The following is a 24,842-nucleotide window of genomic DNA, read 5'->3' as shown; positions in this document are numbered from 1 at the left end:
CTGCCCCCGCGCCGCCCGCCGCCCTTTCTTGCACTCGTCCCTACCGAGTGCTAATTTTGTCATTGGCACTCGCATGCTTCGAGTGCTAAAGAATTCGGTAGGCAGACGTCCGGAAAGGACGAGAAAACACACATGGCAAAGATCATTGCTTTCAACGAAGAGGCCCGTCGCGGCCTTGAGCGCGGCTTGAACATTCTGGCCGACGCCGTAAAGGTCACCCTCGGCCCGCGCGGCCGCAACGTCGTACTCGAGAAGAAGTGGGGCGCCCCCACCATCACGAACGATGGTGTGTCGATCGCCAAGGAAATCGAGCTGGACGACCCCTACGAGAAGATCGGCGCAGAGCTGGTCAAAGAGGTAGCCAAGAAGACGGATGACGTCGCCGGCGACGGAACGACCACCTCGGTCGTGCTCGCCCAGGCCCTCGTTCGCGAAGGACTCCGCAACGTCGCCGCCGGCGCCGACCCGATCAGCCTCAAGCGCGGCATCGAGAAGGCCACCGCCGCCGTCATCGAGGCCCTCATCGCCTCCGCCAAGGAGATCGAGACCAAGGAAGAGATCGCCGCCACCGCGTCGATCTCCGCCGGAGACGCCGAGATTGGCGCTCTCATCGCCGAGGCCATCGACAAGGTCGGCAAGGAGGGTGTCGTCACCGTCGAGGAGTCGAACACCTTCGGCACCGAGCTCGAGCTGACCGAGGGCATGCGCTTCGACAAGGGCTACCTGTCGGCGTACTTCGTCACCGACCCCGAGCGCCAGGAAGCCGTGTTCGAGGACCCCTACATCCTCATCGTCAACGGCAAGATCTCGAACATCAAGGACCTGCTGCCGATCGTCGACAAGGTCATCCAGTCGGGCAAGCAGCTCCTCATCATCGCCGAGGACGTTGACGGAGAGGCTCTCGCGACCCTCGTCGTGAACAAGATCCGTGGCATCTTCAAGTCGGTCGCCGTCAAGGCTCCCGGCTTCGGCGACCGTCGCAAGGCGCAGCTGCAGGACATCGCCATCCTCACCGGTGGCCAGGTCATCTCCGAGGAGGTCGGTCTCAAGCTCGAGAACGCCACCCTCGACCTCCTGGGCCGCGCCCGCAAGGTCGTCATCACCAAGGACGAGACCACGATCATCGAGGGCACCGGCGACGCCGACGCCATCGCGGGCCGCGTCAAGCAGATCCGTGCCGAGATCGAGAACACCGACTCCGACTACGACCGCGAGAAGCTGCAGGAGCGCCTGGCCAAGCTGGCCGGCGGCGTTGCAGTCATCAAGGCCGGAGCCGCGACCGAGGTCGAGCTCAAGGAGCGCAAGCACCGCATCGAGGACGCCGTTCGCAACGCGAAGGCAGCCGTCGAAGAGGGCATCGTCGCCGGTGGTGGCGTCGCCCTCATCCAGGCCGGCAAGGTCGCCTTCGAGTCCGCCGCTGTCACCGACCTCGTCGGCGACGAGGCAACCGGCGCGAACATCGTTCGCGTCGCCATCGACGCACCGCTCAAGCAGATCGCGCTCAACGCCGGTCTCGAGCCCGGTGTCGTCGCTGACAAGGTGCGTCACCTCCCCGTCGGCCAGGGCCTCAACGCCGCGACCGGCGAGTACGTCGACATGCTCGCTGCCGGAATCAATGACCCGGTAAAGGTCACGCGTTCCGCTCTGCTCAACGCCGCATCGATCGCAGGACTGTTCCTGACGACCGAGGCCGTTGTCGCCGAGAAGCCCGAGAAGAACAACCCTGCACCCATGGGTGACCCGTCGGGCGGCATGGACTTCTAAGTCCCGCCATCCAGCATCACGCCAACGGGCGGTCTCCTCACGGAGGCCGCCCGTTTCGCGTACCCGCGCCCACTCCCTAGGCCATACTGATCAATGATCAGGTCTCTGATCGCTATTTTCTGGGGGTCCACTTTGCGCGTTCCTGTTCTTCTCGCCCTGCTCGTCGTAGTGGTTTGCACGGGTTGCGCGGCGGCGACGCCCGAAGTCGTCGGAGCCAACGCGACGTCGGTGCCCGAAGCATCGACCGACGAAGTGGCGACACCGGCGAATGAGACTTCTGGCCTAACCGCCGAAGTGTACGACTCCCTCGAAGAACTGCGTCTGGCCCTGGAAGAGAGCGGCTTTCCGTGTGCCACGCTTGCAGACGAGGGCCTGTTACAGCAGGCCACAGAGAGCGGAGCATGCGGTGGTACGAAGGCGGGGACCCAAGTCTTCGCGATCTACGACAGCCGAGAAGATCGCGACACGATGCTCGAGTTCCAGATGATGACCGCCGAAGTCGTTCAGAGCGGTGCCACAGGCCCCGGTGCCGAGCGCTTTGAGATTTTTCCGATTCTGGTCGGTCCGAATTGGCTGTCGATGGCCTTCCCGATGGCGGCGAACGTATCGACGCTCGAGGCGGCACAGGCGGCCATTGGAGGAGTCGTGTGGATCGCACCGGCTCCGTTCCCCGGTTGGCTGAGTGATTTCGGCTAATCGCCACGACCCCTACCGCGCGAACATGCGCGCGTTCGTCGCCTCCGCCTCGGCGTACTGCTGACCCGCGAGGGCGAGCGCCTGGTTGATCGCCCCGAGGTCTTCGGTCACCCGCAGCTCGGTGCTGTGCCAGTTTGCCGCCACGGTCTGGAACGCCGCCGCGGCCTGGCCCGTCCACGAGCCCTGCAGGCTCACGAGCTGGCCGTGCAGGGCGCCGACCTCGGCCTGGATCCGGCCGATGGATGCACGAACCGCCGAGCTCGTGCCGAGAACTTCATCGCTGTCTACCTGGTATCTGGTCATGACCAGAGACGGTAGCCGCCCGGGAGGACTCGCGGACGCCTAGTTCGCCGGTGTGGGGGCGGATGGCGCATCCGCTTCATTCTGAAGGAGAGGGAGGATGACCCGGAAGGTGGCCCCGCCCCCCGGAGTCTCCACGACCTCCACCTCGCCCTTGTGGGCGGCGACGATCGAGGCGACGATCGCGAGACCCAGGCCGCTGCCGCCGGTGTCGCGGTTGCGGGAGGAGTCGGCGCGCCAGAAACGCTGGAAGATCTTGTCGCGGATCTGCGGCGGGATGCCCTCGCCGTGGTCGATGATCGACAGGACAGCGATGCCCTGCGAGCGGTCGGTCTCGACGCCGATCTCGAGCGGTGTGCCCTCGGGCGAGAAGCGCATCGCGTTGCCCATCAGGTTCGTGATGATCTGGCGGATCTTGTTCTCCTCCGCGAGCACGATCGCGCGCGGCGCCTCGGCGACGGGCTCGACCGTGTCGACGTCGGCGTCCTCGGGCTTGGTCACGCGCGGGCGGCGGCGCAGGCGGGCGAAGGTGGCGCCCGCGAACGCGATCGGGCCGGTCGCGAGGCCCGCGGGGCGCTGCGCGAGGTCGGCGGCGTCCTCGGTGTCGTCGGTGTCGACGACCTGCGGGCTGATCTCGCTGACGAGCACGGTCACCTCGCGGTCGGGCGACGAGGCCATCGCGTCGAGCGCGGCGTCCTGGGCGAGGGGGACGAGGTCGACCTCGGTCAGCTGCAGCGGCTTGGCCTCGTCGATGCGTGCGAGCTCGAGCAGGTCGGTCACGAGCTCACCCATGCGGATGGCCTCTTTTTCGATGCGGTCCATCGCCTGCGCGACGTCTTCCGGTTTCTGCAGCGCGCCCATGCGGTACAGCTCCGCGTAGCCCCGCACCGATACGAGCGGGGTGCGCAGCTCGTGGCTCGCGTCGCCAACGAAGCGGCGCATCTGGTCGATGGTCTTCGCGCGGTCGGCGAAGGCGCGGTCGATCTGGCTGAGCATCGCGTTGAGCGACCGGTTGAGGCGCCCGACCTCGGTGTTCTGGGTCGCCCCGCCGAGGCGTTGGCTGAAGTCGCCGGCGGCGAAGCGGGCGGCCGTCGCCTCGACCTCACGCAGGGGATTGAAGGTGGATGTCACGAGCAGACGTGTCACGGCCCCGCCGAGAATCACGACCGTGAGCCCGAAGAACATGAATATGGCCGCGAACTGGGTGGTCACCCGGTCGACCTCGTCGAGGTTGTACCCGACGACGATGTTGATGAAGTGGCCGGAGAGCGTGGATTTCGGGGAGCTCACGACCCGCCAGTTGCCCGGGCCGGGGTCGCTGTCGACGGTGACGGCCTCCTCCTGCGACCAGAGGTTCGAGTTGGTGAGCTCGGACGATGCGGGGTGAGCCTCGTCGTAGTCCTTGTTCGAGCACAGCAGCCTGCCGTCTTCGCCGACGACGCCGACGTAGTACTCGGTGATCAGCAGCGGGGTCACCGAACAGCGGAGGTCGGCCTGCACGGAGTCGTCCAGACGCACGACCGACTCGTCGACGGTGTTGAGCAGGCGGTTGATCTTGAAGTCGGTGTCAGCCGTGAGGTACGAGCGCAGAACCGACATCGAACCGAGCCCGGCGACCAAGAGGCCGAGGGTGAGCAGCAGGACGCTCACCGTCGTCATCTTGGTGCGCAGGGACGTCGCGTTCCACTTCGTGGTGAACGCGTCGGTCATGTGATGGTGGGGTCCGGTCACGCTCGCGAGGTCTTCAGCATGTAACCGAAGCCTCGCTTGGTCTGGATGATGGGCTCTTCAGAGAGGTGGTCGAGCTTGCGGCGCAGGTAGCTGATGTAGCTCTCCACGATTCCGGCGTCACCGTTGAAATCGTACTCCCACACGTGGTCGAGGATCTGTGCCTTCGACAGCACCCGGTTCGGGTTGAGCATGAGGTAGCGCAGCAGCTTGAACTCGGTGGGGCTGAGCTCGATCTGCTCGGAGCCGATGGTGACCTCGTGGGTGTCCTGGTCCATCGTGAGCTCGCCGGCGCGGATCACGGCCTCCTCGTCGTCCTGCATGGTGCGGCGCAGGATGGCCTTGATGCGGGCGACGATCTCGTCGAGGCTGAACGGCTTGGTCACGTAGTCGTCGCCGCCGACGGTGAGACCGGTGATCTTGTCTTCGGTGTCGTCCTTCGCCGTGAGGAAGAGGATGGGAGCGGTGTAGCCGGATGCTCGCAGCCGCTTGGTCACGCCGAAGCCGTTGATGTCGGGCAGCATGACGTCGAGGATGATGAGGTCGGGCTCCTCTTCCAGCACGGCGGAGATTGCTCCGGCGCCGTTGCCGACCGCTCGCACCGCGAAGCCTGCGAATCGCAGGCTCGTGGTCAGAAGGTCGCGGATGTTGGGCTCGTCGTCAACGATCAGGATCTTGGGGCCATCAGTCATGAGGACAGTATCTGCGAGTTGTCTGGAGTTTGTCTGGGAGTCGAGTGGGTTGCCCGTTCACCTCCGCGGCTGGGGGAGACTGAGACCGTGAATCTCCTCGACCTGCAGAACCGCATCGCGGTCATGGCGATCGTCAACCGCACCCCCGACTCGTTCTACGACCAGGGCGCCACGTTCGCGCTCGACAAGGCGGTGGCAGCGGCGCTCGCGGCGGCCGAGGCAGGCGCCGACCTGGTCGACATAGGGGGAGTGCCGTTCGGGCGTGGCCCGGCGGTGTCGCTGCAGGAGGAGATCGACCGGGTCGTCCCCGTGGTGGAGGGGATCCACGCGGCATCCGACGTCGTGATCTCGGTCGACACCTTCAGCGCCGAGGTCGCCCGGCTGAGCATCGCCGCCGGAGCCGGAGTGATCAACGACACGAGCGGCCTGTGGGACCCCGACATGGCGCCGGTCGTCGCCGCGAGCGACGCGACCCTCGTGCTCACCCACAGCCTCGCGCCGCCGCGCAGCGAGCCGCCCCGGCCCGAGTACCACGACGTGGTCGCGGAGGTCGTCGAGTTTCTCGCCGACCGGGTTGCGCGTGCGGTGGCGGCCGGGATCCCGCGCGGGCGCCTCGTCGTCGACCCCGGTCACGACCTGAACAAGAACACGCTGCACTCGCTCGAGATCACCCGCCGGCTCGAGGAGGTCGTGGCGCTCGGCCTGCCGACCCTCGTCGCGGTATCGCGCAAGGACTTCGTGGGCGAGACACTCGACGCCGCGAAGGGCGACCGGCTCGAGGGCTCGCTCGCCGCAGCCGTGGTGTGCGTGCTCAAGGGCGCCCGCATCGTGCGAATGCACGACGTGGCTCCGACCGTCGCAGCCATGCGCATGACCGAGGCGATCCTCGGCTGGCGGGAGCCCGCGTACCTGCGTCATAACATGGGCTGATGACGCCACGCATCGATCAACTCTGGCCCGAGCCGATGGACGATCTGGGCGACGACGAACTGATCGCAGACCTGGCGGCTCCGCGCGGTCCGTGGCTGCGGGTGAACTTCGTCGCGAGCGTCGACGGGGCCGCGACGACCGCCGGAGTGTCGGGCGGGCTGGGCGACGCCGCAGACAAGCGCATGTTCGAGCTGCTGCGGCGGGTGAGCGACGTGGTGCTCGTCGGCGCCGGAACGGTTCGCGCCGAGGGCTATGTGGGGCTGCGGGTCAGTGCGGAGTCCGCGAGGTGGCGAGAGAGGCGCGGCATGCCGGCGCATCCGGTGTTCGCCATCGTCTCCGGATCGCTCGACCTCGACCCGGCGTCACCGATATTCACGGATGCGCCGGTTCGCCCCGTGGTGATCGTCACCGCGCGGGCCGACGCCGCGCGGCGCGAACGGTTCTCGGCGCTCGCCGACGTGGTCGTGGCGGGCGAGGGGACGCTCGACGTCGCACTCGCCCTTGCGGCGCTGCACGAGCGCGGCCTGGTGCACGTGCTGAACGAGGGCGGACCGTCGCTCTTCGGCGCGCTCATCGCCGCCGACGCGGTCGACGAGCTGTGCCTGACGGTGGCCGCGCGGCTGGAGGCGGGCGACGCGCCGCGCATCGCGCACGGTGCCCTCGAGGCGCCCGCGGGTCTCGCGCTCGAACGGGTGCTGCGGCACGAGAGCACGCTGCTGCTGCGCTACTCCCGCGCCTGAGCTGCGCCCTGCGGGGAGACCGGCTCGGCGACCGGCGCCTACGCGGCGGCGTCGAGCGTGTCTGAGTCGAGGATCGTGTAGCTGTAGCCCTGCTCGGCCAGAAAGCGCTGCCGGTTCTGGGCGAAGTCCTGGTCGACGGTGTCGCGGGCGACGAGAGTGTAGAAGTTCGCGGGCAGGCCGCTCTCCTTGGGGCGCAGCAGGCGTCCGAGGCGCTGGGCCTCCTCCTGCCGCGAGCCGAACGAGCCGGAGACCTGGATGGCGACCGTCGCCTCGGGCAGGTCGACCGAGAAGTTCGCGACCTTCGAGACCACGAGCACCTTCGTCGTGCCGTCGCGGAACGACTGGTACAGCCGCTCGCGCTCGGCAACGGGCGTCGAGCCGGTGAGCGCGGGAGCGTCCAGGGCGAGAGCCAGCTCGTCGATCTGGTCGAGGTACTGGCCGATCACGAGGATCTGCTCGCCGGCGTGCTTGGCGACCAGACGCTTGACCACGTCGAGCTTCGCGGGCGCGGTCGCGGCGAGCCGGTAGCGCACGTCGTCGGCCGATGCGGCGTACTCGAGCCGGTCCTGCTGCGGCAGGTCGATGCGCACCTCGAAGCACGATGCGGGGGAGATGAAGCCCTGGGCCTCGATCTCCTTCCACGGGGCGTCGAACCGCTTGGGTCCGATGAGGCTGAACACGTCGCCCTCGCGGCCGTCTTCGCGCACGAGTGTCGCGGTCAGGCCGAGGCGGCGGCGCGCCTGCAGGTCGGCGGTGAGCTTGAACACGGGGGCGGGCAGCAGGTGCACCTCGTCGTAGATCACGAGGCCCCAGTCGAGGGCGTCGAGCAGCGCGAGGTGGGCGTACTCGCCCTTCCGCTTCGCGGTGAGCATCTGGTACGTCGCGATCGTGACCGGCTTGACGTCTTTGACGAGGCCGGAGTACTCGCCGACCTCCTCCTCGGTGAGCGTCGTGCGCTTGAGCAGCTCGTTGCGCCACTGGCGTGCCGACACCGTATTGGTCACGAGGATTAACGTGTTGGTCTTGCCGACGGCCATGGCCCCGGCGCCGACGAGCGTCTTGCCGGCGCCGCAGGGCAGCACGACCACGCCGGATCCCTGCTCGAAGAAGCTGTTCACGGCGTCGTTCTGGTACGGGCGCAGGTGCCAGCCGTTGTCGAGCAGCGACATCTCGTGCGGGGTGCCCGGCGTGTAGCCGGCGAGGTCCTCGGCGGGCCAGCCGATCTTGAGCAGCTCCTGCTTGAGCTGACCACGGGCCCAGGCCTGCACCACGTAGGTGTTCTCGCTGCGACGCTCGAACAGCAGCGCGGCGACCTTCTTGCCACGGGCGATCTCGGCCAGCACCGCTGCATCCGTCGCCGTCAGCAGCAGCACGCCCTCCTCGTCGCGTTCGATCACGAGGCGGCCGTAGCGTCCGACGGTCTCGGTGACGTCGACGGTCACCACCTGCGGGATCGCGTACTTGGAATACTTCTCGAGCGTCGCGAGCATGTCGGCCGAGGTGTGGCCGGCCGCACGCGCGTTCCACAGGCCCAGCTTCGTGATGCGGTAGGTGTGTATGTGCTCCGGCGCGCGCTCCAGCTCGGCGAACACCGACAGGTCGTGGCGCGCGTCGTCTGCGAGCGGGTGGGCGACTTCGAGCAGCACCGTCCGGTCGCTCTGAACAATCAGGGGTCCGTTGGGTGCCTCGGGCGAATTCACCTCGACAGCTTAGACCTCGCTGCTGACCGCCGTGATGCGAGAGAGCGGAAGGGTGCGCTCGACGTCGGCCTTACGGTCACGGCCACGCAGGCGGCCGCCGCCGAGGCCGGTGGGTTCGAGAACGTAGTCGACGGATGAACCGTCCTGCACGGTTACCGTCACGGTGATGGTGAGGCGTGCTTTCACGGCCGCGTCGAGCTGACGTTCGAGCCAGGCGCGGTCGTTGTCCTGCGGGGCGTCCGGGGTCGAGTGCCGCAGCCGCTCGACGATGGCGAGCACGGGGTCCGGCGCCGGGGGCTGCGCGGCCGCCGCGGTGCGGCGCCGGGCGAGAGGCACGATGGTTCCGTCGGCGTCTTCGGCGGCGACGGGGTATCGCGCCTCGCTCAGTGTCCAGAACACCGTGGCCTCGTCGTAGCGGCTGCGCAGCTCGCCGCGCCCCTCGCGGGTGAGCGACAGTGCCGAGAGACCCTGGTCGACGAGCATCGCGCCGAGCAGGTTCTCGATGCCGGAGCGCACGTAGCTGCCGGTCGGCGTGCGTCCGACTCGCACAAGGCCGTAGCGTGCGGCCGACTCGGCGATGAGGTACGCGAGCGGCTGCGGGATGCCGGTCAGCGAGATGCTCGACAGGAACTCGGTGATCGACTCGGCGGTCTCGCCCACGGCGAGGGCGCGGTTGACGCTCGCGGGCGACACCCGGTAGCTCGACGCGAGCGCGTGGCTCTCGACCGTGGCGATGGTGCGCAGCCGGGCGTCGAGCCGGGGTGCGAGCGGGCCAGGGCTCACGATGGATAGGTCGTGCTGCAGGTAGACCTGCTCGACCTCGTGCGGCAGCAGCGTCGCCATCGTGCGGGACGCGGCATCCGCGCCCTCGTCGAGCAGAAGGCTGCCGGGCGCGCTCGGCGTCGCGTTCGCGATGATGCCGAGCAGTTCGGCGTCGTGCACGCGGGCTCCGACGCGGTCGCGCATCCACTGGCCGCCGGCCGGATACAGCCAGGCCACGAGCGACTCGAACTCCTCGTCCCAACGGTCGTGCGTGCGGCCGGCGAGCAGCGTGCGGATGTCGGAGGGCAGCTCGTCGAGCCACGCCCCTGCCAGACGGCCCCACACCTCGGCGGTCGACTGCAGCAGCCACGGGCCGGCGTCGGCGGTGACTGTCCACTGCCCGCTGTCGTGCTCGAGCAGGCCTGCCCGCACGGCAATACGCTGCAGGGCGTGCACGTCGTCGACTTCGACTCCGGCCGCGAGGGCGAGGCGTTTGACGTCGGGCAGCGCGAGTCCGCCCTTTGCGAGTTCGCGCGCGGGCTCGTTCTGCTGTTCGGTGACGATCTCGGCAACGGCCATGGTGGTGGCGAAGGCCCGTTCGGCGGCGAGGGCGTTCGTGGTGCCCTGGTCGGCGTCGATCTCGACATGGTGCTGCGGATGCCACGGGGCCGCGAGCTCGTCGAGCGTGGGCAGCCCCTGGCTGGGCCAGTCGCGCAGCTCGTCGATCACGGTGTCCCAGGTGCGCCACCCGCCGTCGGTCTCGCCCGCGAGGGCGAGGTGGGCGAGCGTCTCGAGCTGCCTGCTCGCCGTGGGTTCGTCTGCCGGCACACCCAGTTGCGCGAGCCGCGTCGAGATCTCGCTCGCTGTGGCGGCGCCATCCGTCGCCGGCTCCTCGCCTCTCTCGGCGAGCACCGCGAGCATCGTGAGGGTCGGGCGGTCGAGCCGGGTCAGCGCCGCGTGGATCGAGACGCGGTCGAGCAGCTTCTCGGCGAGGTCGAAGAAGTCGCCGATGCCGGCGTCGCGCACTGAACGCGCGCGCAGCAGCCCGCCCAGTTCGGTGTCGCCCAGTGCGCGCAGCCGACCCGCGAGCGCGAGGGTCGAGGTGCTACTCGTCGGCATCCCGGGCCGCGCGGCTCTTTTTGACAGCGTTCATAACGATGAGAGCGACGAGGAGGATGAAGCCGATGGGAAGACCGACGGTGGGCAGCACGATGACGAAGGGCCAGACGCCCTCGCCGAAGTTGCGGACGCCGAATCCGGTGCCGGCGATGACGGCGATAATCGCAAGGATTGAGAGACCAATTGCCGACGCGAGCATGTACGCGAGGATGCGTTCGTTACGATTGTCGTTTACTGGGGTTTTTTCGGCCACAGTCACAAGGATAAGGCCACAGTGGTGACTCAGAGATCGAGCGCACCATTCATAAGGGAGTTACGCGATGCCAACCGGCAAGGTTAAGTTTTACGACGAAGAGAAGGGCTTTGGCTTCATCAGTGCGGATGACGGCCAGGAAGTCTTCTTGCACGCGTCCGCACTCCCTGCGGGCACGACCGGGATCAAGGCCGGAACCAAGCTCGAGTTCGGCATCGCCGACGGCAAGAAGGGTGCGCAGGCCCTGTCGGTGCGCGTGCTCGAGTCGCCGCCGAGCCTCGCCAAGCTCAACCGCAAGCCCGCCGACGACATGGCGATCATCGTCGAAGACCTGGTGAAGCTGCTCGACGGCATCGGATCCAACCTCAAGCGCGGCCGCTACCCCGACAAGAGCCACAGCGGCAAGATCGCCCAGATGCTGCGCAAGGTTGCGGACGAACTGGATGCCTGAGTCGACGACGTTTGACGTCGCGTACGCGGCCCTGCTCGAGACCACACCGGTCGAGACCATCGGCGACCCGGCCGGCGAGGTCGCCGAGAGCGACGGCGTCGTGTCCGTGCTGTTCGACTGCGCCCTGCCCGGCTACCCCGGCTGGAAGTGGACGGTGAGCGTCGCGACCGTCGAGGGACTCGAGCCGAGCGTTCTCGAGGTGGAGCTCATGCCCGCCGAGGGTGCGCTGCTGTCTCCCGACTGGGTGCCGTGGAGCGACCGCCTCGCCGACTACAAGGCGGCGCAGATCGCCGCGGGCGAAGAGCTGGACGAGTCGGTCGACGATGCCGACGACTCAGACGACGATTCAGACGAAGCGGATGACGCGGACGAGTCCGATGACGACGACGAGACCGACGACGACGAGGACGACGAGACCGACGACGACGAGTCGGACGAAGACGACGACATCCACGTGATCCACGTGGTGCACGGCGGCGACGTCGACGGTGTCGACATCGACGACCTCGACGGCATCGACCTCGATCCGTCGGAGCTCGACGCGCCGCGGAACGACTCGCAGAAGTAGCGTCCGCTCAGGCCTTGTGCCGGCGCGCGTGGGTGTAGACCAGGCCCACCGCGCCGAGCACGATGCCGATCACGCACGTGTAGACGAGCCAGAGGTTCGCCCGCGGGTCGAGCGGCACGACGGCGACGAGCACGACGACGAGCGCGACGATCCAGAGCGCGATCCCGGCGAGCACGGCCTTGCGGTCGTCGGTCTTCACCGGCACCGGATCCGGTCTGCGCTCGGAATTCTTCAACCACAGCCTCATGCCGGCCAGCCTACTGGCCAGCCCGCCCGCGCGGCCGGTTCAAGCGGCGGATGACTCGCGGACGGCCATCTCGTCGACCAACTCCATGCAGCGCAGCCGGGCAGGGGAGAAGTCGTAGGGCATCTTGCCGATGACCTCGAACGCGCTCATCGACCCGGGAGCCCGGCGCGGCTCGACCTCGTCGGCGGGGTGCAGGGCGTCCCAGGCGTCGACGAGAGCCTCGTCGGCTGCGGCCAGACCGGAATCTTCGATGGCGGCATTCAGCATCCCGTCGAAGGCGTGCCGTTCGGCAGCGACCTGCGCCACACGGGGGTCGTCGACAGCGACCGTGTCGTCGAGCGCCTCCTCGGCGGCATCGACGCGGTCGGACTCCTCTTGCAGACCGGGGTTGGTGGCCAAGGCGATGTAGCGCGTGGCGTTGAGGGCCGCACCGAGCGGCCCGAAGACACGCTCGATGACCAGCAGGTTGTCGAGGTCTGCCCGGCGAATGGAGCCCTCGGGCAGGCTGTCGAGGCGGCTGGCGACCACGTCGGAGAGCAGACCCATGCGGCTTCCTCGGGCGCGCATGCTCTGCACGGCAGTCCGCTGCCGCTGGAGTTCCTCCTCCTGTGCGACGAGGGTCTCCTCCAGCCGTCCCAGGATGCCCGTCACGTCATGGTCTGTGTCGGCACCGACGGGAGCCGTGTCGGCGAAGGCATCACGGATGTCGTTCAAGGCGATCCCGGCGTCGGCCATCTTGCGGATCCACAGCAGCCGGATCATCTCTTCGTAGCCATAGCGGCGGCGGTTGTCGCTGCCCCGCTCGGGCTCGGGCAGCAGACCGATCTGGTGGTAGTGGCGGATCGCCCGCGGCGTGGTGCCGGCGATCGCTGCCACGTCACCGATCTTGACCTGGCGGGGAGGAATGAAGAACGGGTTCATGTGCAGCGCTTTCGTCGGTGGGCGGGACGTGACTCCACCGAACCACATGACGCTGCGGAAGGTGCAACTCCGCGCGCTACAGGGCGCCCACCACGAAGTCGATCGACGCGATCAGCTGGCGCACGTCGCTCGGCTCCACGGCCGTGAACGTCGCGACGCGCAGCTGGTTGCGGCCGAGCTTGCGGTACGGCTCGGTGTCGACGATGCCGTTGGCGCGCAGCACCTTCGCGATGTTCGCGGCGTCGATCGACTCGTCGAAGTCGATCGTGACCACGACCTGCGACCTGTGGTCGGGGTTGCTCACGAACGGGGTGGCGAAGGATGAAGCATCCGCCCAGTCGTAGAGGGCGCCCGACGACTCCTTCGTGCGCGCGTCGGCCCACGCGAGGCCGCCATTTCCATTCATCCACTCGACCTGGTTCTCGAGCAGCAGCAGCGTCGAGATCGCGGGGGTGTTGAGCGTCTGGTTGAGGCGCGAGTTGTCGATCGCGTTCTTCAGCGACAGGAACTCGGGGATGTAGCGTCCGCTCGCCGCGATGGACTCCACCCGCTCGATCGCGGCGGGGGAGAAGAGCGCGAACCAGAGGCCGCCGTCTGAGGCGAAGTTCTTCTGCGGGGCGAAGTAGTAGACGTCGGCCTGGCTGGCGTCGAAGTCGATTCCGCCGGCGGCGCTCGTCGCGTCGATAACGGTGAGGGCGCCGGCGTCGCCGCTCACGCGGGTCACGGGCGCCATAACACCGGTGGATGTCTCGTTCTGCGGCCACGCGTAGGTGTCGATGCCGCCTCGCACCTCGACCTCGGCGCGCGATCCGGCTGCGGCGTTGACGATGTGCGGAGCGCTGAGCCACGGCGCTGCGGCTGCGGCGCCGAACTTGGAGCCGAACTCGCCGAAGGTCAGGTTCTCGCTGCGGTTCAGGATGAGCCCGAACGCGGCGGCGTCCCAGAACGCGGTCGAGCCGCCGTTGCCCATAACGACCTCGTACCCGGCGGGCACGCGGAACAGGCTGGAGAGCCCGCTGCGCACGCGGCCGACGAGGTCTTTCACGGGGGCCTGGCGGTGGGACGTTCCCATGATCCCGGCGCCGGCGCCGGCGAGATACGCGAGCTGCTCGGGGCGCACCTTGGAGGGCCCGCAGCCGAAACGGCCATCAACGGGAAGGAGGTCTGTGGGGATCACGATCGTCGACATTCGGCAATTCTATTGTCGCGAAGGCCTTTCGCTTCTGCGCCGGGATTACAACGTAAAGGTACGGAGTTGGCAAACAAGTAGTCTTGTCACTAAGTACCGCGCCAGCTGGAGGCCTCAATGACGGATCTTGTTGATACCACCGAGATGTACCTGCGTACCATCCTCGATCTCGAGGAGGAGCACATCGTGCCACTCCGGGCACGCATCTCCGAGAGGCTCGGCCACTCCGGTCCCACCGTCTCGCAGACGATCGGACGCATGGAGCGCGACGGCCTGGTGGTAGTCGAAGGCGACCGTCACCTCGAGCTGACCACTCAGGGCCGCAGCAAGGCGGTTCATGTGATGCGCAAGCACCGTCTCGCCGAGCGCCTGCTCTCCGACGTCATCGGCCTCGACTGGGCCTATGTGCACGACGAGGCCTGCCGTTGGGAGCACGTGATGAGCGAGCAGGTGGAGCGCCGCATCCTAGAGATGCTGGGCAACCCCACCGAGTCGCCCTATGGCAACCCGATCCCCGGTCTCGACGAGCTCGGCCACACCGCCGCCCCCGCGTTCATGGACGGCGTCGTCAACCTCGTGGAACGCGTGTCTGGCTCGACCGAGACCGTGAGCGCCACCATTCGTCGCCTCGGCGAACCCGTTCAGTTCGAGCCGGAGCTGCTGCAGCAACTGCAGAACGCGGGCGTCATGCCGGGCGCAGTCGCCAACATCTCGGCGGCGGGATCGTACGTGTTCGTCGCCGTCGAGGGCTTCGGCGAGGGCCTCGAACTGCCCAACGAGGTTGCCGTGCACATCTTCGTCGGCGTGTGAGCGCGACACCTTAGACTATTTCTCGTCTCAAGTTACTCACAGGCTGCGTCGTTTTGGTAACGAAAAGATGACAAAGCATGGATCTTCACCTAGGGTCGTACAGTCCGATCGACCGGAAGAGCCGGCTTAGGACCCTGCGCAAGACGTCTCGACCACTTGTCTCTTGCTGCCGGTACGTGAATATATATACGAAACGTGATGGGGCAGCTGCCTAGAGCTGTCGAGACGCAGGAGGCTTAATCTCTTGACGAAGGCAGTACCCGAAAACAACGCTTCACCCGTTCCATCCGTGTTCTCCACGCCGCAGATCTCCGCGAAGAAGAGCAAGCGCAAGTCGAGCTTCCTAAGCCTCGCCGTCACCGCGGTCGTCGTGCCCGGCCTCTTCGCCACCGTTGCGCTCCCGGCCTACGCCTTCGCGCCCGTCGACGACGACGCCGACCTCAAGGCCGCTGTCGCTCTCGAGGAGCTCAAGGAGACGGAAGCGCAGACCGTGCTCGTCGACGAGGGCGCGACTCTCGCCGCCACCGCCCGCGACGGCTTCAGCGCAACGACAGAGACCGAGCTCGCCGCCAGCCGCAAGCGCACCGTACTGGCCGCCACCTACTCGGCGTACAGCGGGCCCAGCTACTCCGACTTCCTCGCCAACCCGCCCTACCCGAACTTCGACCTCTCGCAGGTGGTGTCGGTCGGGCAGCAGTACCTCGGCACCCCCTACGTCTACGGCGGCGCCGACCCGTCGGGCTTCGACTGCTCGGGCTTCATCCAGTTCGTCTACGCCCAGTTCGGCGTCTCGCTGCCCCACTCGGTCAGCGGACAGGCGGCCGCCGGATCGAAGATCGCCATCGCCGACGCACTCCCCGGCGACATCGTCATCATGTCGGGCCACGACGGCATCTACATGGGCAACGGCAACATCATGGACGCCCCGCGTGCCGGCGGCGTCGTGAGTGTGCGCCCCATCTGGACCGACGCGTACTACATCGTTCGCATCGGCGTCTGATCACGTTCACCTTCAACGGCGGGCCGCTTAGTTGTGGTTCGCCGTTTTTGGGTTAACCTGTAGATCTTGGAGTTCAACGAGTTCAACGAGTTCTAGGAGAGCCGATGTACATTCAGCGCACCATCCAAACCACGGATGCCTGCGCCTGTCTGCCCACACGGCACAGCGGACTGCGTCACGTATTTATACGCGCGCGCACCAATCAGGCACTGTCTCACTGACAGTGCCTTTTGTTTTGCCCGCTCGCCCCTAGAACCTCGTTGCATCCCGAGAACGCATGTCGAATGCCTGCAAGCCGTGCAGGCGCTTTCGGAAGGATGACAATGCGCACACTGGTACTGAACGCGGGCTATGAGCCCCTGGGCGTTGTGTCCTTCAAGCGGGCCCTCATGCTCGTGATGAATGAGAAGGCGACGATCATCGCCGCCGATGGCGAGCATCCGGTATTCGGGCTGTCGGGTTCGTGGGACCGGCCGTCGGTGATCATCCTGCGCCGTTACGTGCGCCTGCCGAGCGGGCGCAACGTGCCGGTGTCCCGCAGGGGAGTGCTGCGTCGCGACAACAGCCGCTGCGGGTACTGCGCCGGGTCGGCCACGACGATCGACCACATCACGCCGCGGTCACGCGGGGGCAAAGACAGCTGGGAGAACCTGGTCGCCTGCTGCCTCAAGTGCAACAACGTGAAGGGCGACCGCACGCCCGGCGAGATGAACTGGCGGCTGCGCGTCACCCCGCGTCCGCCCAACGGGGCATCGTGGATGGCGCGGGGAATCGAACGCGCCCTGCCCGACTGGGAAGAGTACCTGGCGCCCGCCGCATAACGTTTCAGCCACGAAAAGTTCGCGTTTGACCCCCGTGACCCCCTAAGCTCGAACCTATGCCCGGCGCTAACGCGCCCCTATCGCTCAGGAAGGGCCGCTCCGTGGTCGAACAGCACGTGTTGTCTACACGCCGTTCGATCCGACCGACCCGCAAGGGTCCGGGCCTGCGTCAGTCCGCCACCTCGGTGCTCGTCATCGCCGCCGTCGCCGCCCTCGTGGCCCCGATGGCTCTCCCCGCCTTCGCGTTCGAAGAGGAGATCGCCGCACCGGCCGCCTCCGCCGAGCTCGAGCCCGTGACCGTCGAGGTCTCCGACGGGGCGAGCCGCACGCTGGCCGCCCGTGACGGATTCAGCGCCACGACCGTCGCCGACCTCAACAGCGCCCGAGCCGCGACTGCCGCTGCCGCCGCCCGCGCGGCCCGCGCCGCCGCCGGCCCCGCGACCTACCGCGCCTCGAGTGTGGCTGCCGCAGGCGACGACTACCCGTGGCGCACCGGGCCGACGTCCGGCCTCTCGCCCCTGCGCTATGTCTACCGCCAGTGCGTCGACTTCGTGGTCTGGCGCCTCAACCGCGACGTCGGCAGCGTCACTGCTCCGTTCGCCTACACCTGGGGCTACCTCACGCCGAACGGCGGAAACGCCCGCGACTTCAAGGCCGCCTGGCTCGCCCACGGCTGGCCGACCAGCAACTCTCCGGTCGCCGGCGACGTCGCCTGGTGGGGAAACAACCACGTCGCCTACGTCAAGGCCGTGAACGCCGACGGAACCGTCGCCCTCGAGGAATACAACTACGTTCGGTACACCTACAGCGAGCGCACGATCCCGGCCTCGCAGGTCGACCTCTTCCTCTCCCCGCCGCCGCGCTAATTCGCCGCCCGCGGGAGGCCGCTGCGCGTTCGCGCGCCGCTGGGACGACTGCGCACGCGCGCCATCCCGCCGTCGTCCCGAACCCGCGCAGAAGGCGGGCGGATGCTTCGGCGCCAGTTCGGAACGCGCGCGCCAGTTCGACGTGTAGCGGTAGTACCGAGGTGGCGCAGAAAGAGTCGGGCGGATGCTGCGGGCTGCAGTTCGGGCGAAGGGCGCCAGCGCGCGCTGCAGCCCTCCGCCCGAACTGGCGCCCTTCGGACGGCGCCGCCTGGAATAGCGCCCTCCGGACGGCGCCGCCCGGAAGAGCGCTCCTCGGACGGCGCCGCCCGGAAGAGCGCTCCTCGGACGGCGCCGCCCGAACTGGCGGGGTCTGCCGCCCTGCCGGGCTACCCGGCACTTGACGTCCCTCGAACGAGGGGCTTAGGCTCGGCCGAGGAAGTGGAAAGCGTTTTCCTTAACTTGGAGGTTCAATGTCGAATCTGTTCAGCGGGGTACCCCTGCGCCTGGCCGCCCTGGCGACCGGGGTCTGTCTGGTCGTCGGGGGTGCGACGGCCGCATCCGCGGGTCAGCCGGGCCACGGGCGTCCGGGCCACGGCGGCAGCCACACGCCCGCCGCACCCGCCGGCACCCCGCAGCTCGAGAAGCTCGACCGCGGGCTCGTGGCGACGTCGACGAGCGAGGGCGTGTTCCTCAGCTGGCGACTGCTCGTCAGCGAGGCGACCGGCGCCGGCGACACGGGCCTCACAGGAACCGACTTCACGGTCTACCGCGACGGATCCCCGATCGCGACCGTGACCGACAGCACCAACCTCCTCGACCCGGCGGGCACCCCTACCGCGCAGTACTCGGTCGCTCCGGTCGTCGGCGGCGTCGAGGGCGAGGCGAGCCCCGCCGTCGCGCCGTGGGCCAACGGTTACGTCGACCTCCCGCTGCAGAAGCCCGCCGACGGGGTCACGCCGAAGGGCGACCCGTACACGTACTCCGCCAACGACATGAGCGTCGGCGACGTCGACGGCGACGGCCAGTACGAGTACATCGTGAAGTGGGATCCTTCGAATTCGAAGGACGTCTCGCAGATCGGCTACACCGGCAACGTCTACGTCGACACCTACAAGGCCGACGGACGGCTGCTGAACCGCATCGACCTCGGCGTGAACATCCGCGCGGGGGCGCACTACACGCAGGTGCTCGCCTACGACTACGACGGCGACGGCAAGAGCGAGATGCTGCTGAAGACGGCGCCCGGAACGAAGAGCACCACTTACGACAAGTCGGGCGCTGTGGCATCCGAGAAGTTCATCTCTCTGCCCAAGGACGACAAGAAGGCCGGCGTCACGAACCAAGACGACTACCGTGTGAGCAATCAGGGCTACTACGACCATGTGGTGGACATGTTCATGGGCTGGCAGGAGCTTCCCGAGGTCGCGAGCGGCCAGTGGCCGGCGACCCTCGAGGAGGCCTTCGGCATCGAGGTCACGCACGAGTACCCGCTGAGTGAGGCGGATGCCTCGGAGCTGACCGACTACTTCATGGACGTCTACGCTCCCAGCCGCAGCGCCCGCAACCAGCTGCGCGCGTTCGAGGGGTTCATTCTCAGCGGCCCGGAGTACATGACCATGTTCGACGGGGCCACCGGGCGTGAGCTGCAGACCGTGCCGGTGAAGACCGAGCGCTACGACGACGGTCTCGCCTGGGGCGACTACGCGATGTCGCGCATCGAGCCCGGCAACCGCGTCGACCGCTACCTCGGCGGCGTCGCCTACCTCGACGGCGTGCACCCCAGCGCGATATTCGCCCGGGGCTACTACACGCGTTCGACGATCGTCGCCTACGACTGGAACGGCAAGAAGCTCTCCGAGCGCTGGTATGTCGACAGCGGGTTCCCGGCGATGACGAACCCGTTCAACGACTCCCCGCACGGACGCGACGGCTCGAACCCCGAGTTCGCGACGCTGACCACGCAGGGCTTCCACTCACTGAGCGCGTCCGACGTCGACGGCGACGGCAAGCACGAGATCGTCTACGGATCCGCGACCATCGACGACGATGGCAGCCTGCTCTACAGCTCGTCCGACACGCTGCCCGAGGGCAGCGCCGCGCCCGGGACAGAGGCACGGCTCGGCCACGGCGATGCGATGCACGTAACCGACATCGACCCGAACCGTCCCGGCCTCGAGATCTTCACCGTGCACGAGGGTGCGACGTACGCGCCCTACGGCTACGCGCTGCGCGATGCGGCGACCGGTGAGGTCATCTACGGCGAGTACAGCGGCAAGGACACCGGGCGCGGCATGATCGGCGACATCGATCCCGCGATTCCGGGCATCGAGACCTGGGCGACCAGGCTGCGTTCCGCGTCGGGGGAGTCGCTCGGTGCGACGTATCCGGGAACGAACCAGAGCATCCGCTGGGCCGCCGACGGCACGACGCAGATCGTGAACGGCGCGGGCGATGCGGATGTCACGGTGGACTCCTTCACGCAGGGACGACTGCTGACCGCCGCCGGTACCCGGTCGAACAACGGCACGAAGGGCACCGCCTCGCTGGTGGCCGACGTGTTCGGCGACTGGCGCGAGGAGTTGCTGGTGCGCACGGCGGATTCCAGCGCCATCCGCATCTTCCTTTCTACGGATGTCACGGACCGCAAGCTCTACACGCTGATGCACGACAAGCAGTACCGGGCGGAGGTCGCGCGGCAGAACACGACGTACAACCAGCCGTCGTACACGGGCTTCTACCTCGCGTCGGACATGGACTTCTCGAACGTCCCGCTGCTGACGGTGGCGGTGACGCCGGCGCCGGTCGTGTTCACCGACACCAAGAAGAAGGACTCGTACACGATCCCGTCGACTCCGGGTGTGCAGTACGTGGTCGACGGCAAGGTTCTGAAGGAGGGGACGTACCGCGTGAAGCGGTCGCAGGCGGTGACCGTGACGGCGGTGCCGACAGAGTGGTACTTCATCGCTCCGGGCGCCGCCGCGTCGTGGGAGCACACGTTCAGCACGCGTAAGTAGCATTTCCGGCTCCCCGGGTCGCGCTAAACTCGGGGAGCCAGCCTCTGTAGCTCAATGGAAGAGCAAGTCCGTCCTAAGGATTAGGTTGGGGGTTCGAGTCCCTCCAGGGGCACCAACATCCAGCGCATCGCGAGCCTAACGATCTCTGATGAACAACGTTTCGCTACATTGACTATCGAAATGTCGCTGAAGGCCTTGTGGTTCCTCAATATTCAACTCAAACTCAGTTCATGAGTGCGTCACAGGAGATCCGAGTCAGCCCTTTGCGGCGTGCTGCGATTTTCGTGGACTTCGACAATGTGTACACAGGTCTGCGAAAGCTGGACGAAGAGGCTGCGGAGCAATTCGCCACAGATCCAGGGCGCTGGACAGAGCATCTCGCTCGTGCGTCGGGAGGGGAAGTGGGTCGGCGGTTTCTGATCCGAAATTGCTATCTGAACCCTTCGGTCTACTCCAAATATCGCGCGCAATGGACGCGAGCCGGCTACCGGGTCATCGACTGCCCGTCGCTGACTCAGCAGGGCAAAAGTGGCACGGATATCAACCTGGTACTGGATGCGGTCGACCTGCTCTCAGGGGCGAGTCCAATCGAAGAGTTCATATTGGCCTCGGCTGACGCCGACTTCACGTCGTTGATTCAGCGCTTCCGAGCGGCGGACAAAATGACCACGGTGGTGGTCGCAGGCGCTGTAGCAAGCGCCTATCGGCTGGTCGCCGACACAGTTGTTAGCTCGGACGAGTTCCTGTCTTCCCTCGCCTTCAACGGCTCGGCGAGGTCTGAGTTGGAAGGTATGCCAACTGATCAGCTGACCGAGAAAGCATCGGTCACCACCGATCACCCTTCCGGAGACATGGCGAGCTCAGCTGCCGACAGGTCTGCGACGAACGAGCCCAGCGAACGGCCGCCGATCGAACGCCAGGTCAGCCGCGTAACGGGAGTTCCTGCCATCTCGAAGGACCAGTTCCGTCAGATTTTCCTTTCGCTAGAAGGCCAGCTCAAGCTCAACACACACACGAACCAGAACGCTTTGGCCAAGCAGGTTCGTGATGACACCGCTGCTACTGATCACCCGGTTTCACGCGCCGCCGTCGCTTTTGTCATACAGGGACTCATCTACTCGAGTTTCAAGTTCACCCCGACCGTGACGGCCCTCGTTCTGGCAACGGCGTCGGCGAAGAACTCGGAAGCTCTCTGCCGCGGCGCGCGGATGGAGTTCACAGAGACGGAACGAACCGAAGTTATGAACTGGGTCAGCGGTGGCTTTCTCCCTTCGACGGACACGACGACGGCCCAAGCGCTCGAGTAATCCGGTCCCGCCCGGCTCATAAGCGTCCCGTTGTGGGGTCTCGCCACCGAGGACCCCTGCCAATACTGTCGACGGTGGGGGCACAATGACAGGCGATACCGGGACGCGCACAGACTTCGCTGGAATACAGGCGCTTTCTTCTCGCGCCGCCGGCTACTCGGTGGCAGCGAAATGCCTGGAGGTGCAAGCCGCTGCCGAGGCTCGTGATCCCTCGCTCCGAACCGACACCGGAGTCACGCTCCACGACGACGCGTGGTCTTGGTACCAAGGCGCCCTAGGCGAAATGCACGTTGGCAACCTGCTCAAGGCTCTTGGACCGGAGTGGTTTGTGCGGCATGCTGTTCCCATCGGCGCGGGGACCAAAGACGTCGATCACCTCGTCATTGGTCCCGGTGGAGTCTTCTCGATCAACACCAAGCATCACGCCGGCGCTTCGATCTGGGTCGGCGATTTCGCTCTGCGCGTGAACAACGTCGCCATACCTCATGTCAGCCAATCCAAAAGCGACGGCGCGGATGTTGCCAGGCGGCTGACGTCGAAAGTCGGGTTCCCGGTCACGGTGACTCCGACCCTCGCGTTCCTCAACCCGAAGTCCATCTCCGACGACAGCTCTAACGGGAATCGTGTTGCCGCCGCGGTCGACGCGAAAAGGCTCGTCGGCTGGCTCACAGCTCGACCTCGCGTCCTGAGCGAGACCGAATTAGCGCTGATTACGATCGCCGCTGAGGAGCCGAACACGTGGCACATCGATCCTCGCGCGGCCGACACGCTCCGCGTGATGCAGCGTTTTGAACGGCTCGTTGCGCAGGTGGGGCGCCCCCCTGCGCCCAAAAACGCATCACCTCGCTCGAGCGGCGCTCGGTCGACGTCGCGCGCCAGACCGTCTCGACCACGCACGGCGCCCCGAAATCGTAGGCCTGTTCCGCGAAAGGTCGGTGAACGAGCGTCTGTTCTCGATCTGTTAAAGGTGTGGGCTGGGATTGGCCTCCTCCTCGCGGTCCTGCTGGTGTTCCGCGAGATTGCGAATCAGCCCTGCACCTCGCCGATGTCCTGCTTCGTGCCGATGTTCTACATCGGACTCAAGCCGTTCATGATGCTGGGCGCCTTGGCGCTAGTGGGCCTGGGCACCATTGGAACGCTCGTGTGGATCGTGCGCCGAGCGACGCGATAGCCCTAAGTGTCCCGGATCCCCGGAGCCTCGTCCTCCCGGTGATCGTCGTCCTCTCCGCCCGGCGGGTACGTTTCCAACTCAGTGCGCGCCCGCAGAAACAGGATGCTGGCGATCAGCCCGCCCCACACCAGCACCAGTGCGAGCAGCAGAAACGCGATGGCGATGCCGGTCATGAGCGGGTCTCCTTGGTCACGGGCGCGTATTCGGGCCAGGCGGTGAAGTCGTTCGGGTCACGTTTCCAGCGCAGCGCGGTGAAGACGACCGCTGCGACGATGATGAACGCGATTGTGCCCCAGCCGACGATGCCGAGGTACCACGCCGGCAGGTCGGCGTAGCCCTCGACGATGAGCGTGACGATGCGCGAGATCAGCATGTAGGCCAGCACGATCGGCGCGAGGATGCCCACGAGGAACACCCACACCTTGCCGACCCGGAACGTCGAGACCGAGTTCAGGTGGAACCGCAGCTCGTCGCCCTTGCGCAGCACCCAGACGATGAGAATGGCTGTGAGGATCGCGGATGACACGATCCCGACGTTATTCGCCCACTGGTCGGCGGTGTCGAGCGCCAACAGCCCGGTCGTCGTCGAGAAGATCAGTACCGAGAGGATCGCCGACACCCCGCCGACCCGGATCGCCGCCTGACGTGTGGTGAGACCGAACTTCTCCTGGAACGCGGCCGATACCACCTGCAGTACCGACAGCAGCGAGGTGAATCCCGCCATCGTCAGCGACCCGAAGAACAGTGCGCCGAAGATCGGGCCGCCGGGCATCTGCGACACGATCGCCGGGAAGGTGATGAACGACAGGCCGACGCCGGTGAGTCCCTCGAGCTCGCTGACCTCGATCCCCTGCTGGAACGCGAAGAAGCCGAGGGTGGCGAACACGCCGATGCCGGCGAGGATCTCGAACGACGAGTTCGCGAACGCGACGACGAGCCCGGGCGCCGTGAGGTTGGCCTTGCGTTTGCGGTACGACGCGTAGGTGATCATGATGCCGAAGGCGATCGAGAGCGAGAAGAAGATCTGGCTGTAGGCGGCGATCCAGACGTTGGGGTCGCCGAGTGCCTCCCAGTCGGGCGTGAACAGGGCGTTCAGACCCTCGGCCGCGCCGTCGAGAAACAGTGCTCGCACCACGAGCACGGCGAAGGCGACGACGAGCAGCGGCAGGAAGATCACGTTGGCCCGCTGCACGCCCTTGGCGACACCGGCGGCGAGCACCGCGATCGTCACGAGCCAGACGATCACGAGGGGGATGAGAACGCCGGGCACGAACTCGAAGCTGAATCCGGGGTCGCTCACCTGCAGGTAGTCGCCGGTGAGGAAGGCCGCCGGGTCGTCGCCCCAGCGCAGGTCGAACGAGAACACGAAGTAGCTGAGCGCCCAGGCGATGACGACCGTGTAGTACAGGCCGATTACGAAGGCGACAGCGACCTGGAACCAACCCAGCCCCTCGAGCCAGCGACCCGAGATGCGCCCGCCCAGACGGCGGAAGGCGGTGGGCGCGGATCCGCGAAACCGGTGGCCGATCGCGTAGTCGAGAAACAGGATCGGGATGCCGGCAGTGATCAGCGCGACGAGATAGGGGATGAGGAACGCGCCGCCGCCGTTCTCATAGGCGACGCCGGGAAAGCGCCAGATGTTGCCAAGACCGACCGCCGAGCCGATGGCCGCGAGGATGAAGCCGACCTGGCCGGTCCATTGCTCACGGGGCGGCGCTGCGGTCTGCGGTGCGGATCCTGTAGACAATGGGGACCTCCTCGACCCTCGGCCTCGGCACGCAGCGCTCGCGCCA

Annotated in this window: 24 protein-coding genes and 1 tRNA gene; 14 read left to right on the top strand and 11 right to left on the bottom strand. The window is 66.9% G+C overall.

Features of this window, described 5'->3' with window-relative positions; all coding sequences use genetic code 11:
• Window positions 1-132 precede the first annotated feature (132 nt).
• Together groL and ABIE21_RS10175 are read left to right on the top strand one after the other, a co-directional pair.
• Entirely contained in the window at window positions 133-1,764 is a 1,632-nt protein-coding gene (gene groL, locus ABIE21_RS10180; protein ID WP_354024708.1) for a chaperonin GroEL, read from the top strand.
• A gap of 93 nt (window positions 1,765-1,857) precedes the next feature.
• Window positions 1,858-2,460: a hypothetical protein gene (locus tag ABIE21_RS10175; protein ID WP_354024707.1), complete on the top strand. Its 603-nt coding sequence runs from the start codon at window positions 1,858-1,860 to the stop codon at window positions 2,458-2,460.
• A 12-nt stretch (window positions 2,461-2,472) separates the two neighbouring features.
• Here ABIE21_RS10175 and ABIE21_RS10170 read toward each other — a convergent pair whose 3' ends face one another.
• From ABIE21_RS10170 to ABIE21_RS10160, 3 genes are read right to left on the bottom strand one after another with little or no spacing between them, the layout of a single operon-like run.
• Entirely contained in the window at window positions 2,473-2,763 is a 291-nt protein-coding gene (locus ABIE21_RS10170) for a WXG100 family type VII secretion target (RefSeq protein WP_354024706.1), read from the bottom strand.
• A gap of 39 nt (window positions 2,764-2,802) precedes the next feature.
• Window positions 2,803-4,491, bottom strand: a complete 1,689-nt coding sequence (locus ABIE21_RS10165; RefSeq protein WP_354024705.1) for a sensor histidine kinase — start codon at window positions 4,489-4,491, stop codon at window positions 2,803-2,805.
• The gene (locus ABIE21_RS10160; RefSeq protein WP_354024704.1) at window positions 4,488-5,180 is read right to left on the bottom strand and encodes a response regulator transcription factor; all 693 of its coding nucleotides are present in this window, start codon (window positions 5,178-5,180) and stop codon (window positions 4,488-4,490) included. The genes ABIE21_RS10165 and ABIE21_RS10160 overlap by 4 nt, the downstream gene beginning before the upstream one ends.
• Before the next feature lie 123 nt (window positions 5,181-5,303).
• Between ABIE21_RS10160 and folP the strand changes: the two genes are divergently transcribed.
• Window positions 5,304-6,110, top strand: a complete 807-nt coding sequence (folP, locus tag ABIE21_RS10155) for a dihydropteroate synthase (protein WP_354025155.1) — start codon at window positions 5,304-5,306, stop codon at window positions 6,108-6,110.
• Window positions 6,110-6,850: a pyrimidine reductase family protein gene (locus ABIE21_RS10150; RefSeq protein WP_354024703.1), complete on the top strand. Its 741-nt coding sequence runs from the start codon at window positions 6,110-6,112 to the stop codon at window positions 6,848-6,850. Before folP ends, ABIE21_RS10150 begins: the two co-directional genes overlap by 1 nt.
• Window positions 6,851-6,888: 38 nt before the next feature.
• Here ABIE21_RS10150 and ABIE21_RS10145 read toward each other — a convergent pair whose 3' ends face one another.
• The 3 genes from ABIE21_RS10145 to ABIE21_RS10135 are packed head-to-tail and all read right to left on the bottom strand — an operon-like array spanning window position 6,889 to window position 10,684.
• The gene (locus tag ABIE21_RS10145) at window positions 6,889-8,550 is read right to left on the bottom strand and encodes a DNA repair helicase XPB (RefSeq protein WP_354024702.1); all 1,662 of its coding nucleotides are present in this window, start codon (window positions 8,548-8,550) and stop codon (window positions 6,889-6,891) included.
• A gap of 9 nt (window positions 8,551-8,559) precedes the next feature.
• On the bottom strand, window positions 8,560-10,431 hold the full coding sequence (locus ABIE21_RS10140; RefSeq protein WP_354024701.1) for a helicase-associated domain-containing protein: 1,872 nt from the start codon (window positions 10,429-10,431) through the stop codon (window positions 8,560-8,562).
• Entirely contained in the window at window positions 10,418-10,684 is a 267-nt protein-coding gene (locus ABIE21_RS10135) for a hypothetical protein (RefSeq protein ID WP_354024700.1), read from the bottom strand. The genes ABIE21_RS10140 and ABIE21_RS10135 overlap by 14 nt, the downstream gene beginning before the upstream one ends.
• A gap of 67 nt (window positions 10,685-10,751) precedes the next feature.
• On the opposite strand from ABIE21_RS10135, the gene ABIE21_RS10130 reads away from it, so the two are divergent.
• Both ABIE21_RS10130 and ABIE21_RS10125 read left to right on the top strand, forming a co-directional pair.
• On the top strand, window positions 10,752-11,135 hold the full coding sequence (locus tag ABIE21_RS10130) for a cold-shock protein (RefSeq protein WP_354024699.1): 384 nt from the start codon (window positions 10,752-10,754) through the stop codon (window positions 11,133-11,135).
• The gene (locus ABIE21_RS10125; protein WP_354024698.1) at window positions 11,128-11,703 is read left to right on the top strand and encodes a DUF3027 domain-containing protein; all 576 of its coding nucleotides are present in this window, start codon (window positions 11,128-11,130) and stop codon (window positions 11,701-11,703) included. The genes ABIE21_RS10130 and ABIE21_RS10125 overlap by 8 nt, the downstream gene beginning before the upstream one ends.
• A 7-nt stretch (window positions 11,704-11,710) precedes the next feature.
• On the opposite strand, the gene ABIE21_RS10120 is transcribed toward ABIE21_RS10125, so the two are convergent.
• The 3 genes from ABIE21_RS10120 to serC form a co-directional block, all read right to left on the bottom strand.
• Window positions 11,711-11,950 (bottom strand): DUF2530 domain-containing protein, encoded by a 240-nt coding sequence (locus tag ABIE21_RS10120; protein WP_354024697.1) that lies wholly within the window; start codon window positions 11,948-11,950, stop codon window positions 11,711-11,713.
• Window positions 11,951-11,989: 39 nt separating this feature from the next.
• Window positions 11,990-12,871, bottom strand: a complete 882-nt coding sequence (locus ABIE21_RS10115) for a MerR family transcriptional regulator (RefSeq protein ID WP_354024696.1) — start codon at window positions 12,869-12,871, stop codon at window positions 11,990-11,992.
• Between the two features lie 76 nt (window positions 12,872-12,947).
• Window positions 12,948-14,060, bottom strand: coding sequence for a phosphoserine transaminase (gene serC / locus ABIE21_RS10110; RefSeq protein WP_354024695.1), 1,113 nt, complete (start codon window positions 14,058-14,060; stop codon window positions 12,948-12,950).
• Between the two features lie 117 nt (window positions 14,061-14,177).
• Between serC and ABIE21_RS10105 the strand changes: the two genes are divergently transcribed.
• The 8 genes from ABIE21_RS10105 (at window position 14,178) to ABIE21_RS10070 (ending at window position 23,049) form a co-directional block, all read left to right on the top strand.
• Window positions 14,178-14,870 (top strand): metal-dependent transcriptional regulator, encoded by a 693-nt coding sequence (locus ABIE21_RS10105; RefSeq protein ID WP_354024694.1) that lies wholly within the window; start codon window positions 14,178-14,180, stop codon window positions 14,868-14,870.
• Window positions 14,871-15,114: 244 nt separating this feature from the next.
• A complete protein-coding gene (locus ABIE21_RS10100) occupies window positions 15,115-15,870 on the top strand; it encodes a C40 family peptidase (RefSeq protein WP_354024693.1) in 756 nt (251 codons plus the stop codon).
• Window positions 15,871-16,193: 323 nt separating this feature from the next.
• Window positions 16,194-16,691, top strand: coding sequence for an HNH endonuclease (locus ABIE21_RS10095; RefSeq protein WP_354024692.1), 498 nt, complete (start codon window positions 16,194-16,196; stop codon window positions 16,689-16,691).
• A gap of 119 nt (window positions 16,692-16,810) precedes the next feature.
• Window positions 16,811-17,557 carry a CHAP domain-containing protein gene (locus ABIE21_RS10090; RefSeq protein ID WP_354024691.1) on the top strand — a complete coding sequence of 249 codons (747 nt, stop codon included), beginning with the start codon at window positions 16,811-16,813 and terminating at the stop codon, window positions 17,555-17,557.
• A 470-nt stretch (window positions 17,558-18,027) separates the two neighbouring features.
• Entirely contained in the window at window positions 18,028-20,571 is a 2,544-nt protein-coding gene (locus ABIE21_RS10085) for a rhamnogalacturonan lyase (protein ID WP_354024690.1), read from the top strand.
• Between the two features lie 40 nt (window positions 20,572-20,611).
• A tRNA-Arg gene (locus tag ABIE21_RS10080) sits at window positions 20,612-20,686 on the top strand.
• Between the two features lie 115 nt (window positions 20,687-20,801).
• Window positions 20,802-21,878 carry an NYN domain-containing protein gene (locus ABIE21_RS10075; RefSeq protein WP_354024689.1) on the top strand — a complete coding sequence of 359 codons (1,077 nt, stop codon included), beginning with the start codon at window positions 20,802-20,804 and terminating at the stop codon, window positions 21,876-21,878.
• 85 nt (window positions 21,879-21,963) lie between these two features.
• Window positions 21,964-23,049 (top strand): nuclease-related domain-containing protein, encoded by a 1,086-nt coding sequence (locus tag ABIE21_RS10070; protein ID WP_354024688.1) that lies wholly within the window; start codon window positions 21,964-21,966, stop codon window positions 23,047-23,049.
• 2 nt (window positions 23,050-23,051) lie between these two features.
• On the opposite strand, the gene ABIE21_RS10065 is transcribed toward ABIE21_RS10070, so the two are convergent.
• Window positions 23,052-23,222 (bottom strand): MetS family NSS transporter small subunit, encoded by a 171-nt coding sequence (locus ABIE21_RS10065; RefSeq protein ID WP_354024687.1) that lies wholly within the window; start codon window positions 23,220-23,222, stop codon window positions 23,052-23,054.
• Entirely contained in the window at window positions 23,219-24,796 is a 1,578-nt protein-coding gene (locus ABIE21_RS10060; RefSeq protein WP_354024686.1) for a sodium-dependent transporter, read from the bottom strand. The genes ABIE21_RS10065 and ABIE21_RS10060 overlap by 4 nt, the downstream gene beginning before the upstream one ends.
• Between the last annotated feature and the right edge of the window lie 46 nt (window positions 24,797-24,842).

This window comes from Conyzicola nivalis, assembly GCF_040548875.1.
GTDB lineage: Bacteria > Actinomycetota > Actinomycetes > Actinomycetales > Microbacteriaceae > Conyzicola > Conyzicola nivalis_A.
The sequence above is the reverse complement of the archived record's forward strand: the minus strand, read 5'-3'. Positions and strand labels throughout refer to the sequence as shown.